The organism is Brevibacillus sp. NSP2.1, from assembly GCF_000470975.2.
GTDB lineage: Bacteria > Bacillota > Bacilli > Brevibacillales > Brevibacillaceae > Brevibacillus > Brevibacillus agri.
On sequence record NZ_CP048274.1, the window covers coordinates 4,595,030 to 4,608,083 of the forward strand.

Sequence of the window (13,054 nt, forward strand, 5' to 3'; positions counted from 1 at the left end):
GCTTTTTGTGCATAGGTCATGCAGTAACCTAATCCGCGTGCTAATCCCGAAGCTTTCCACTAAGCTTTCGAACCAGGCTTTTTGTGCATAGGTCATGCAGTAACCTAATCCGCGTGCTAATCCCGAAGCTTTCCACTAAGCTTTCGAACCAGGCTTTTTGTGCATAGGTCATGCAGTAACCTAATCCGCGTGCTAATCCCGAAGCTTTCCACTAAGCTTTCGAACCAGGCTTTTTGTGCATAGGTCATGCAGTAACCTAATCCGCGTGCTAATCCCGAAGCTTTCCACTAAGCTTTCGAACCAGGCTTTTTGTGCATAGGTCATGCAGTAACCTAATCCGCGTGCTAATCCCGAAGCTTTCCACTAAGCTTTCGAACCAGGCTTTTTGTGCATAGGTCATGCAGTAACCTAATCCGCGTGCTAATCCCGAAGCTTTCCACTAAGCTTTCGAACCAGGCTTTTTGTGCATAGGTCATGCAGTAACCTAATCCGCGTGCTAATCCCGAAGCTTTCCACTAAGCTTTCGAACCAGGCTTTTTGTGCATAGGTCATGCAGTAACCTAATCCGCGTGCTAATCCCGAAGCTTTCCACTAAGCTTTCGAACCAGGCTTTTTGTGCATAGGTCATGCAGTAACCTAATCCGCGTGCTAATCCCGAAGCTTTCCACTAAGCTTTCGAACCAGGCTTTTTGTGCATAGGTCATGCAGTAACCTAATGTATATTTGGCTTTGAAGTACAGGGTGTCGATTGGCAATATTTCAATGGTTTGCCCATTTCGAATCGTTGAATTGTTTAGTGTTATGATGGGGCATTTATCTTCGCCATCTTTGGTTTCTACGCGAAAGTACTTTTCCCAACACTCAGTCCCGTCATCACTTTTGTAAACTACCTTTACTCGTCCAGATGAGCCTATACTGCCTACTCCGACCTTTTTGTTCCCTCCGGAACCAGTAGCCATTGGTGAACCATTCATCGTGAATGTGCCGTTTTTCTTCGCAAAAACAGTGATCTCTGCATTTTTCTCTACCACGATATCCGATCCACCGCTGGAAACAGCCGTATGATTTTTTATGTCTTTGTCGCCAACTACCTGAATATCCATTTTTGTTTTCGTTGTTTCTATGGAGCAGGCTGGACTTGGATCAGGGTCTTCTGGATCTGGTGGAGGTATAGTTGGATTACCAACGGTAAAGCGTGCGCTGTATGCAACCCCTTGTCCATCTACAGTTGGCGCATTTTTCGTATTACGTGCATGAGTGTCCGTAAAAAGTATTCTAGCTTCATAATTCCCTGGTTTTGTTGCTACCCAAGTTTGCACCGGGAATTTCACTTCATATCCAGAACCACTTCCGTTTGTCGGGGCAGCTCCGGGTATATCATAGGTCTTAATAGCATCTTTAAACTGATGCTCTGTTTGTCCTGTATCAAGGTTGTAAATATACATGTTGTAAACAATTAAACCGCGATTGTAGATACTGTAGTCTTTCCCTTTAGCAGTAACTGTTACTGTATTGCCTACCTCATACTTCGTCTTGTCAGTTTGAATAGAACCATCAGGCCGCTGTGTTGTTACGAAATTTGTTACGCCTACGTATGAACCTTTTTCAGAACCCGAAGCAGGTCTGAAGGAGAAGGGACCGCCTCCCCCTCCAGACTTTTCGGCAACCATTGAAAGGAGGTATCCAGTGTAACCAGAGCCTCCCCCTCCACTTATGCTCCCACCATAAAAACCATTTTCATTAGTCAGAAAGGAGGGGTTTCCGTTGAATAGTCTCGCATATGCCTGAGCTTCGCTGATGTCTACGATTGGATAACCGTTATTGGCGGATTCTGTAGCTTTCGAATAGTTTGCTACTTTGTAGTTACTCCCTCCACCAGAGACTGCTCCTGACCATTTTACGTCGGCGAAGGTAAGGTAAAATGGATCGCTAGGTAATGACCAACCATTTATAAAATTCTCGTCGCTACCGCGAACTTTTTTATCTTCATCAAGATACCCTACAAGCCTATTCCGTACATCCGGATTTGAGGTAGTTGCATCTGCGAAATAAGGTGTGAGTGCAAGGCAACTGACTACTAAAGCAATCATCGTCAGACCCAACTTCCCACACTTTTTACGTATCTTTAACATGATCTGCCCCCAATTATCGGGAATTAGTGCGTGTTAGATTTGTCCCACTATTGTACGTGTAATAAGCGAGTAGCTTAGCCTGCCCGGAATTTTTTACGCTAAACGCCATATAATCAACCTGACTAGCATTCACTTTAACAGCGCCCCCATAATAAGACTCTACATTTTGATTCTTCAATCGAATAATCAGCCTAATATCCTTACCTTGCATAGTTGGCACCGTACCTACAAGATATCCGTTAGAACTCTTCAACGAATTATGAAACTTCAAAGCAATTTCTTCACCAATTTTTGTGTCTTTTACATCTTTATTCAAGAGATACAAAGCAGCAGCTTCCTCACCCCGTGTAACAGTTCCGAGTCCATCACTGGTAGATGTTGGAACACCGTTAGCAAATTTCCCAGCTTTCTTCGGAATCCATCCATTGCCAACAGCGATATCGGAATATACTTGACGTTTATCTCGAAGCCTGCTGTACATACTCTTCCAAGCGTTGTTCATCAGTAAAGACGCTTCCTCTCGGGTGAGGACTTTATTGGGATTTATAGCGACGTCATCGAGAATCCCGTCCTTTTTCGCACGCTCGTAAAAAATTTTCGCCCAATGTCCGGCTGGTAAGCCCTCTACTGCTGTACCGGCTGTGAGTGCTTTAGCATTGACTAGCCCTGCGACCAAATCCGCTTGCGTAATGGGTTGCTCAGGCCGAAAATTTCCATCCGGAAACAGCCACATCAATTTGTGATCTACAGCATACTGAATTTGAGTCTTGTAAACATGATTCTGATAGTCCTTCGCGTTAGCTTGTTGAGCAAATGCTGCTTCAATCATTGAAGAGTTGAACGATATACCGCTCAGAAGGCATATAGACGCCATCACGCATTTAACTGTTTTTTTAAGCTGCTTTTTCATAGTGCTAATATCCTCCCTATTTTTTCATTGCACACCACTCATGCTACATTTCACATAAGCCTAGCTATTGGGGCCAGATACTTGTTTCTCAAAAAACCTGCTAAGTGCTACCTCTGGTACATCCCCTTCAATTTACACTAAGCTTTCGAACGTTCGGCGTAGTAGTGTACACGCTCTTGAATATGATGGTACATCCCCTTCAATTTCCACTAAGCTTTCGAACTCAACCATACTTATTTATTTTAGCACTGCCCCAAAGTGTACATCCCCTTCAATTTCCACTAAGCTTTCGAACTCAACCATACTTATTTATTTTAGCACTGCCCCAAAGTGTACATCCCCTTCAATTTCCACTAAGCCTTCGAACCCTTGTCCGCGATAAATCTGTACGTCGAATCCGTGTACATCCCCTTCAATTTCCACTAAGCCTTCGAACCCTTGTCCGCGATAAATCTGTACGTCGAATCCGTGTACATCCCCTTCAATTTCCACTAAGCCTTCGAACCCTTGTCCGCGATAAATCTGTACGTCGAATCCGTGTACATCCCCTTCAATTTCCACTAAGCCTTCGAACCCTTGTCCGCGATAAATCTGTACGTCGAATCCGTGTACATCCCCTTCAATTTCCACTAAGCTTTCGAACTCAACCATACTTATTTATTTTAGCACTGCCCCAAAGTGTACATCCCCTTCAATTTCCACTAAGCCTTCGAACCCTTGTCCGCGATAAATCTGTACGTCGAATCCGTGTACATCCCCTTCAATTTCCACTAAGCCTTCGAACCCTTGTCCGCGATAAATCTGTACGTCGAATCCGTGTACATCCCCTTCAATTTCCACTAAGCCTTCGAACCCTTGTCCGCGATAAATCTGTACGTCGAATCCGTGTACATCCCCTTCAATTTCCACTAAGCCTTCGAACCCTTGTCCGCGATAAATCTGTACGTCGAATCCGTGTACATCCCCTTCAATTTCCACTAAGCTTTCGAACTCAACCATACTTATTTATTTTAGCACTGCCCCAAAGTGTACATCCCCTTCAATTTCCACTAAGCCTTCGAACCCTTGTCCGCGATAAATCTGTACGTCGAATCCGTGTACATCCCCTTCAATTTCCACTAAGCCTTCGAACCCTTGTCCGCGATAAATCTGTACGTCGAATCCGTGTACATCCCCTTCAATTTCCACTAAGCCTTCGAACCCTTGTCCGCGATAAATCTGTACGTCGAATCCGTGTACATCCCCTTCAATTTCCACTAAGCCTTCGAACCCTTGTCCGCGATAAATCTGTACGTCGAATCCGTGTACATCCCCTTCAATTTCCACTAAGCTTTCGAACTCAACCATACTTATTTATTTTAGCACTGCCCCAAAGTGTACATCCCCTTCAATTTCCACTAAGCCTTCGAACCCTTGTCCGCGATAAATCTGTACGTCGAATCTCAGGCTTTTCTCAGCCCGTTTTCGAGCAGTCTTTTTTTAGGTACCATTTTTCTTGAAATTCAAGGAGCTTTTTTCTTTCCAACTCAGTTTGACGCCTACTCTCCCAACGCTTGCGAGCATCCTTGGCGTTTTTAGGGCTGGGAGATTGCTCGCGTCTTCATTTTTCGAAAGCATAGTGGAAATTCGAAATTATCCGTGGGAATAGACTTGTAGAGGGTCTATAATGCACACGCACGGAATATCAAAACGGCCTGTCGCCTCTAGCATACGGCCGATACTTATATCTTACTTTTTTTCCAAATACAGATTCATCACCATAACCCGTGCTAGACATTGAAAAAACGTAGATGTTCCTCTATCGTGAAAGTTGTCCTGACCATCACAAGATAGGAGGAAATCTACGTTGTCTAACCAGTTTACCACAGACTTAATCGGCCTTCCATCGTTTCAACTTTCCCATTGGGACAAAACGACTGAAACCGATTGGGTAGTGACTCTCACTCCCAATCCAGCCTCTCATCTGTGTCCTCTCTGCCTGAAAGAGAGCACCAATCATGCTCGCCCAGGGTACCGTCTTCTTCGTCACCGCTTTATTTCTTCATGGGGTACTGTCTGGGTACGTGTTCCTGTATATCGACAACGTTGCCACGATTGCCAGATCACCTGGACTCTCGAATGGGATGGAATTCCCTATCGAGGAACGGCTACTTTTGCGTTTCGTCAAATGGCCGTTGAGTTGTGTCAGAAGAGGGATTTGCTTAGCGTTTCCAAACAACTCGGAATCTGCTATACGACATTGGAACGGTGGTATTACCAACTGGCTCCTCAGCTTCTCGCTAAGCCCCAAGATCATCTTACGCCTACTATGGTCTGTCTGGACGAGTTTGCTCTCCAAAAAGGACACAAGTACGGTGTCAACCTCATGGATGCACAAAGCGGGCATATCTGGCAGGTTACAGAAGGGCGTTCACGTGAGCAGGTTCGTCAGGCTCTCATGAACTGGCCCTTTGCTACGCCTCCACAGGTTGTTGTGACAGACTTGGCTCCTGGAATGGCTGAGACGGTTCGCGGTGTTTGGAAGGATGCCACGGTAGTAGCGGACAAGTTCCACGTCATTCAGCTCTTCTCCAAATCGTTAGAAGCTGCTCGTAAACGTACCCGTTCGCGGGGAACTCATCGCCGGGGTAGACATGAACAACGTCTGCTCCACACATCTCCTGATAAACTGAAACCTGAGGAACAGGAGGAATTGAAAGCCTGGTTCGCTCAAGATCCCCATTTGGAACGCCTTTACAACGCTCTTCAGCACATGAGAACGGTATATGCAGCTCAGACAGAAGAGTCGGGAAAAGAAGCACTCCAACAATGGATAACCGAGCACCTCACATCTCCCACCTCTGCCGTCCGTTCGATTGCAAAAACAATCGTTCAATGGCGACAGTCGGTTCAGAATTATTTTTCGTTTCGAGTTACAAATGCTCCGATTGAAGGGACACACAACAAAGTGAAAGTCATCAAGCGACGAGCCTATGGGTATCGCAACATCGAGCGGTTCAAGATTCGAATTCGGCTGGAGTGTAAACCAGCCATATAAAAAAGTGAAAAACTACGCTAGAGGAAGATCAAGCACGTTTAATGGTGAAGAGCTCAAATACAACACAACCGCGATTTGATCCACCCTGTAGAAAATCACCACTCAAGACCTCACTCCTTTCAAGTCGCTATTATAAATGAGCCTTTTGCAAAATTAGGTTTTCGTTTAAAAAATGAAGTTTAATGGTACGTAAAGTGGGAAATGCCACTTTTATAAGGTAAAGCCTAAAAGCAAGATGGGCATTCGGACAGAATTTTGCGATGCTGCTTTTTTCAAAAGAGTGCTTAGGCCGTTTTTTTGGATGGCTTGGCTTTCTTTCCTGCCAGAGCAGACACCAATAATACGATAGCATTCAAATACACATACGTTTTCACTTTTTGAATGCCACCGACATGTAGATCATTCGCTGTCAGGTTTTCCTTTAAACGGGCATTGCATCGCTCTACACTCGTCCGTTTGTGATACATCTTCTTCCAATTCTTTGTGTCCCGATGTGGCAAAGAAAATCTGCGGAGATCATCGTGGACGTTCACTTTTACGACCATTCCGTAGTTGGAGGAAGAGCACCAAGCTGAGCCGTGTGGGCACTCTACTTTTCCCATCACATGCGGGCAACGAAATTTGAGATGGGTTCCGTCAGCACCTGCGTACACCATTTCAAATCCCATGCTGCATCGAGGCGTTCCGTTTGACGTATAACCAGCAGGTGGCTCTTTCTCGTTTCGGAGGTTTAGAGGAATGATAGCCTGTGCCTTGTATTGATGAGCGATTTCGTAGTTCTTGAGATGATCGTATCCACCATCCATCACGTAATTCTTACACACTTCCTTGGCTTGGTTGTTCACTTGTGCCAGGAGAGGAGGAGCCATGTCTCCATCGTTGACGTGAGCAGGAGTGACTTCTAAAGCAACAGGCAATTCGCTGTCCGCGTCTACTGCCAGATGAATTTTGTAACCGAACCACGTGATTTTATTGCCAAAGGAGTCGAACTTGGCTCCCCAGGTGGCGTTTCCTGTTCCTTGGCAGCGAGATTTCGGTTGCTTTTTTTCATACGCATCAATCGCCGTGCTGTCGATGGCAATGGTCGTTCCTGTAATGATTCCCTCTTCACGGCATTGCATGACGAGGTCGTAAAACAGCTTCTCGGCAACGCTTTTCTGGACAATTTGAGCAAATACGCGACTAAACGTTGCAATGGATGGAACGGGTCGATCAATGGGAAACCCACACTGGTAACGAAAGCGTAAATCACTTGTGAGTCTCAGATGAAGAGCAGTAAATTGCGAAATTCCTTCGAAAGGAGCCGCCAACAAAGACCGTAAAATCGCTTCGCGGCTGTGTCCCGTTGCCCCTTGGGGCGTAATGCTTCTCAATTCTTTGGCGTACGGGCGTAAGTCCAGAACCGAAAAAAATAAGGGCAGACGTTCTTTCGATTCAAGTTTTTGCAGTTCCTCAAAGGAAAAAAGTGATGGCTGGAGAATATACAAGTGACTTCACCTTCCTCGAAAAGTTTTCGTGTGTGGTTGCTTGAAAACTTCTCCTTCTTGGGGTGAAGTCCTTTTTTATGCTTTTCAAGTGCTTGATACGAAAGGGCTCAGAAATCTGCAAAAGGCTCAAATATTAAAAAACCGACCTCATTCTCTTGCGAATGAAGTCGGCTCTCCACTCTGTTTCCTGCATCAAGAACCGAGGCAGTCATCCTTTCGCTTGATCCAATCGCTCACTCGCGCGATGAATCATGGCAGTCAAGCTTCTGCCCTCGCCTTACCCAAGGACTGCCGAATAGCGGCCATGCAATTCTTGCACCGCGACTGCGATGTCTGCCTGCGCTTCTCTTCCTTTGTCCGTCTGCCAGATCAAGACGTGCTTTCCTTCTATCTTCCGCTCCAACTGTCCTTTTTGCACCATCTTGTCAACCAACCGCGTGATCGTCGACGGCGTCATATGCAGCAGCTGCGACAGTTCCGTTGGCGTGACCTCTCTTTTTCGTTCACAGCCATCAACAAAGTGGCGTACGTCGGCGAAAAGGAGCGTTCTGCTTTTCCTTTTTCCTCATGACGGACCATGCCAGAAAGCAGCTGGAGCTGTTATTTCCCAGTCAATCGGATGGTTAGCGCACGCCTTCGGTGGCCAGAGCAGGATTCAGGGCATGCTTGACGTATTCTTCGGCGCTGTGCTTGATCTGTTCCTCCGACGCCTGCATCATACCGTGGAATCTGAACGGCGTAAGGTACTTCATTCCCGTCAAATTCGCCATCGCTTGCAGCGGCGTCGTCAGCTCGGCGATCGTGAAATAGTTGTGAGGAGATTAAGTACGCGATTCGCTGCCTTAACATGCGGCGTCGTCAGCTCGGCGATCGTGAAATAGTTGTAGCCATCCCGCTCGTAGGCTTGCTCCGGTCCTCCGACGGAAATCGCCAGCAAAAATTCCTTGTTGTGCAGCTTGTTTCCTTCGGAGCCGTACGCCCAGCCATACGTCAAGACAACATCCTGCCACTGCTTCAACAGCGCAGGCGTCCGCTTCCTGCTTCATTCTTTCTACCCACGCTTTATTTACGCGCGATTCGTTTAAATGGGGGTGAGCCACAATGACTAATGTTTTCACCACTAGCGTTGCATTAATCTTTTCAAATCATTCAATATCCTCGTAATGCAGAAGTACCAATGGGCAACCTTCCGAAAAACCAAGGCGGGAATCAAGATTCATCTTCGTCTCGTATTTGCCAATCAGGAGGATGTGTATCCTGATAAGATTTCCCTTACGTATGCCAAGTCTAATGACCGCACGCAAATGGAATCGCTGATTGACGAGATCGGAGCCATGTACGTCTTTGATCGAGAATACGTGGATTACGAAAAGTTTGATGAATACACGGACAAAGGCATCTTTTTCGCTTCACGTCTGAAAGATAACGCGGAAATTCGCCATCTCTATACTTTCAAAATACCACCAGAAAGCTCTGTTTTATCGGATTCCATGATCTTGCTTGGAACGCCACAAAAACGGGTGGATAACGTGTTGCGACTGATTGAGACGCTGGATTCGAAAGGAAATCGTATTCGAATCATTACGAATCGCTTCGACTGGGAAGCAGATGAACTCAGTGACATCTATCGTTGGCGCTGGCAAATAGAACTGTTTTTCAAGTGGATGAAACAGCATGTAAAGATCAAGAACTTCTATGGCACGAGTGACAATGCTGTAAGAAATCAAGTCTTTCTCGCTCTCATTGCCTACTGCTTGTTGCTCCTAGTCAAACTGGGAAAAAACGGTCCGCACAGTCTGTTGCAAATCAGTAGATGGCTGAAAGTTTTTCTCTGGCAAACGTTCGAGCAATGGTTTGGACGAATGAATTACCAATCCAGACGAACATCAAGAGGGCGACAGAAAAGGAAGTGGATGTTGTTTGTTGTTGTCACCGCTGGAGTAAATGTATAAAACTACCAAATGGATAGTGGCTACCTTTTGGTTGGTTGCTGCCCTTTTTGATTACGAAGCTGAAAAATTACATTCAGAATAATCAGTCAATAATCCGATTCATCTTTTATGCAACGCTAGTGGGTTTTCACAGAATATGCTCCTTTGTTCACATATTGTTTGTACATACAAACTACATTACTATCTTTTTGACGCCAACTAACAAACTGTAAGTCCAATCCGCCTTTCCGTGCTCCAGACGCTATCTCCTCCGTGCGTTCTCGAAAAGGGAAAAGCCAACTCCATCCCTCACCAGGATGAAATCGGCTCTCCCTTGGTTCCTTCCCTTTTTCCCTGACGCGCCCCTCACGTTACTGCTTCTTTTTTCCCAAAAAACGTCCGAAGCGCCTTGTAAACCTCGCCCTTTTCCCGAATCACGCAATGCAGGAACTTGGGCTCCTTGATGTGGCGATACGCTGACATGAGTGTTGAGTGCCTGTTATACTGGTTGACCTCTCCATAACCGAACATGTTGCATCTCTCCATGAGCTCTTTGACCAGCTTCACGCAGCGCTCGTTGTCGGATGTCAGGTTGTCGCCGTCGGAAAAGTGGAACGGGTAAATGTTGTACTGGGACGGCGGATAGCGGCTGTCGATGATCTCCAGCGCTTTTCTGTAGGCGGAGGAACAAATCGTCCCCCCGCTCTCGCCTTTCGAGAAAAAGGTGTCCTCCGTCACTTCCTTCGCATCTGTATGGTGCGCGATGAAGACGATTTCTACTTTTTCGTACTTCGTGCGCAGGAAACGAACCATCCAGAAGAAAAAGCTGCGGGCGATGTACTTTTCGAAGACGCCCATCGACCCCGAGGTATCCATCATCGCAATAATGACTGCATTCGAATGCGGCTTAATGATCTCATCCCACGTCTTGAAACGCAGGTCGTCTTCCGTGATGCCCAGCTCCAGGTCGCTGTAGCCGGCAAGGGCGTTGCGGCGGATCGCGGCGATCAAGGTCCGCTTTTTGTCGATGTTGCCCATCAGCCCTTTTTTGCGGACATCGTTGAAGCGCGTCTCCTCAATGACAATCTGGTCCTCGTCCTTGCGCTGCAAGTTCGGCAGCTCCAGCTCGGCGAACAGCATCTCCTGCAATTCCTCGACGCTGATTTCCGCCTCGTAGTAATCCACTCCCGGCTGATCTCCGGCGCCCTGGCCTTTGCCCGGCCCTTGCGCCTGATCGCCGTCCTTGGCGATGACATCTCCTACCTTGCTGTTTCCTTTGCCTTGACCTCCGTGCTTTCCCTTTTGGAAGTTAAAACGCAATCGGTATTCATCCAGGGAGCGAATGGGGATCTTGATAACTTCCCGACCGTTTGACATGATGATATTTTCTTCGCTGACGAGATCGGGCAGGTTTTTTTTGATCGCTTCTTTCACTTTTTCCTGGTGTCGATTTTGGTCCTGGTACCCTTTGCGGTGCAGCGACCAGTCTTCCCGGGAGACAATGAACGATGGTGCATCTTCCATGGCGTCTCCTCCTAGCAACTGGCGCAATCTGCGCCGAATATGATGTGCGGGATAAAGCGTAGGTGCGTTTTTGTCAGGGCTGTGCGAACCGCTTTTTTACCTGTTCAGCAAGCTTCCCACGTAACGGAGCAGCTCGTTGGCGCAAACCGGGCAATAGTTGTGCTCTTCGATGAGGCGCTTTGTCACCTCGTTGATTTTTTTCAACTGATGCTCATCCGGCGTTTTGTTCGAAGTCGTGATCTTGACGACGTCCTTGAGGTCGGCGAACAGCTTTTTCTCAATCGCTTCCCGCAGGCGGTCGTGCGTGCTGTAGTCAAAACGCTTCCCTTTGCGCGCGTAGGCCGAGATGCGGATGAGGATTTCTTCGCGGAATGCCCGCTTGGCGTTTTCCGAAATGCCGATCTGCTCCTCGATGGAACGCATCAGGCGCTCATCTGGATCCATCTCCTCGCCGGTGACGGGGTCGCGGATTTTATTCATGTTGCAATACGCTTCGACGTTGTCGAGATAGTTATCCATGAGCGTTTTCGCAGACTCTTCGTAGCTGTAGACAAACGCTTTTTGCACTTCTTTTTTCGCCAGCTCGTCGTATTCCTTGCGGGCGCTGGAGATGAAGTTCATGTAGCGCTCCCGCTGCTCCTTCGTAATCGACGGATGCTGGTCGAAGCCTTCCTTCAGCGCGCGGAGAATGTCCAGCGCATTGATGCACTCGGTGTCGCGGCGAATCAGCGCGCTGGAGATGCGGTTGATGACGTAGCGCGGGTCAATCCCGGCCATGCCCTCATCGGCATGCTCGTTGCGCAGCTCTTCCAGATCGGCACCCTTGAACCCTTCCACCGATTCGCCATCGTACAGACGCATTTTCTTGAGCAAATCGGCTCCTTGCTTTTTCGATTCCTTCAAACGAGTAAGAATAGAGAAAATGGCGGCTGACCGCAGGGCATGCGGGGCAATGTGCACATGTCCGAGATCGGATTGTTTGATTAATTTCGCATAAATTTTTTCCTCGTCGCTGACGCGCAAGTTATACGGCATCGGCATGACGATAATCCTAGACTGCAACGCTTCGTTTTTCCTGTTGGCAATGAAGGCTTTGTACTCGGATTCGTTCGTGTGAGCCACAATCAGCTCATCCGCGGAGATCAGGGCAAAACGGCCCGCCTTGAAGTTTCCTTCCTGCGTCAGTGACAGCAGGTGCCAGAGGAATTTCTCGTCGCACTTCAGCATTTCCTGGAACTCCATCAAGCCACGGTTTGCTTTGTTCAGTTCCCCGTCAAAACGATAGGCGCGGGGATCGGACTCGGAACCATACTTGGTAATCGTAGAAAAGTCGATGCTGCCAGTCAAATCGGCAATGTCCTGCGACTTGGGATCAGAGGGGCTGAATGTACCAATCCCGACACGGTTGGCTTCGGAGAAAAGAATGCGGCAAACCGGGAAGTCTTCGATGCGTCCGCCGTATTCCGTCTCCAATCTCATGCGGTTGTAAGGAGTAAGCTCTCCCTCGATTTTGATGCCCAGCTCTTCCTCAATTTCCGGACGCAGCTCATGCGGGATCAGATGCAACGGCTCTTCCTGCATCGGGCAGCCTTCGAGCGCGTAGACGGCGCCTTCGTCCGTGCGGGAATACTCCTCCAGTCCTCGTTTGAGCATGGTAACGAGTGTGGATTTACCGCCGCTGACCGGACCCATCAAGAGCAAAATGCGTTTGCGGACGTCCAGACGACGTGCTGCCGAGTGAAAATACTCCTCAACCAGACGTTCAATGGAACGATCCAGCCCGAAAATTTCCCGGCTGAAAAATTGATACGAGCGTGTGCCATCCTCGCTTTCCTCGACACCAGCACTTTTAATCATGTTGTAGACGCGTGAATGAGCCGTCTGGGCAATTTGCGGATTTTTGCGAACAAGCTGCAAGTACTCGGCGAAAGTCCCTCTCCACATCAGGTTTTCTTCTCGGGCCCGGTGCTCAGCGATTCGTTTTAAAATGTCCATGTTCGACACTCCTCCCTCATAAGCCCCTCTCTCTTCCC

General features: G+C 47.7%; 13 protein-coding genes. 2 read left to right on the plus strand and 11 right to left on the minus strand.

The annotated features are described in order from the left end of the window. Positions 1 to 572 precede the first annotated feature (572 nt). The 5 genes from M655_RS22275 to M655_RS28395 form a co-directional block, all read right to left on the minus strand. Complete coding sequence (locus M655_RS22275; protein WP_286085892.1) at positions 573 to 2,132, minus strand: hypothetical protein; 1,560 nt, start codon at positions 2,130 to 2,132, stop codon at positions 573 to 575. Between the two features lie 13 nt (positions 2,133 to 2,145). Further along, a complete protein-coding gene (locus M655_RS22280) occupies positions 2,146 to 3,042 on the minus strand; it encodes an S-layer homology domain-containing protein (protein ID WP_026557980.1) in 897 nt (298 codons plus the stop codon). A gap of 309 nt (positions 3,043 to 3,351) precedes the next feature. Next, positions 3,352 to 3,693: a hypothetical protein gene (locus tag M655_RS28385; protein ID WP_502708111.1), complete on the minus strand. Its 342-nt coding sequence runs from the start codon at positions 3,691 to 3,693 to the stop codon at positions 3,352 to 3,354. Positions 3,694 to 3,699: 6 nt separating this feature from the next. Next, the gene (locus M655_RS28390) at positions 3,700 to 4,041 is read right to left on the minus strand and encodes a hypothetical protein (RefSeq protein ID WP_502708111.1); all 342 of its coding nucleotides are present in this window, start codon (positions 4,039 to 4,041) and stop codon (positions 3,700 to 3,702) included. 6 nt (positions 4,042 to 4,047) lie between these two features. Beyond that, on the minus strand, positions 4,048 to 4,389 hold the full coding sequence (locus M655_RS28395) for a hypothetical protein (RefSeq protein WP_502708111.1): 342 nt from the start codon (positions 4,387 to 4,389) through the stop codon (positions 4,048 to 4,050). 499 nt (positions 4,390 to 4,888) lie between these two features. On the opposite strand from M655_RS28395, the gene M655_RS22285 reads away from it, so the two are divergent. Further along, positions 4,889 to 6,079: an ISL3 family transposase gene (locus tag M655_RS22285; RefSeq protein ID WP_129552220.1), complete on the plus strand. Its 1,191-nt coding sequence runs from the start codon at positions 4,889 to 4,891 to the stop codon at positions 6,077 to 6,079. Positions 6,080 to 6,363: 284 nt separating this feature from the next. Here M655_RS22285 and M655_RS22290 read toward each other — a convergent pair whose 3' ends face one another. The 4 genes from M655_RS22290 to M655_RS28405 form a co-directional block, all read right to left on the minus strand. After that, on the minus strand, positions 6,364 to 7,566 hold the full coding sequence (locus M655_RS22290) for a transposase (RefSeq protein WP_129552163.1): 1,203 nt from the start codon (positions 7,564 to 7,566) through the stop codon (positions 6,364 to 6,366). 277 nt (positions 7,567 to 7,843) lie between these two features. Next, positions 7,844 to 8,023, minus strand: coding sequence for a winged helix DNA-binding protein (locus M655_RS22295; RefSeq protein WP_005835371.1), 180 nt, complete (start codon positions 8,021 to 8,023; stop codon positions 7,844 to 7,846). Positions 8,024 to 8,189: 166 nt separating this feature from the next. Then, positions 8,190 to 8,285 carry a hypothetical protein gene (locus M655_RS28400; RefSeq protein ID WP_412677745.1) on the minus strand — a complete coding sequence of 32 codons (96 nt, stop codon included), beginning with the start codon at positions 8,283 to 8,285 and terminating at the stop codon, positions 8,190 to 8,192. 68 nt (positions 8,286 to 8,353) lie between these two features. Next, positions 8,354 to 8,560, minus strand: a complete 207-nt coding sequence (locus M655_RS28405; protein ID WP_412677746.1) for an NAD(P)H-dependent oxidoreductase — start codon at positions 8,558 to 8,560, stop codon at positions 8,354 to 8,356. A 169-nt stretch (positions 8,561 to 8,729) separates the two neighbouring features. On the opposite strand from M655_RS28405, the gene M655_RS22305 reads away from it, so the two are divergent. After that, positions 8,730 to 9,518, plus strand: a complete 789-nt coding sequence (locus tag M655_RS22305; protein WP_005835376.1) for an IS4 family transposase — start codon at positions 8,730 to 8,732, stop codon at positions 9,516 to 9,518. 345 nt (positions 9,519 to 9,863) lie between these two features. On the opposite strand, the gene yhbH is transcribed toward M655_RS22305, so the two are convergent. Next, positions 9,864 to 11,021, minus strand: coding sequence for a sporulation protein YhbH (gene yhbH, locus M655_RS22310; RefSeq protein WP_026557981.1), 1,158 nt, complete (start codon positions 11,019 to 11,021; stop codon positions 9,864 to 9,866). A gap of 96 nt (positions 11,022 to 11,117) precedes the next feature. Then, positions 11,118 to 13,016, minus strand: coding sequence for a PrkA family serine protein kinase (locus M655_RS22315; RefSeq protein WP_025847917.1), 1,899 nt, complete (start codon positions 13,014 to 13,016; stop codon positions 11,118 to 11,120). Between the last annotated feature and the right edge of the window lie 38 nt (positions 13,017 to 13,054).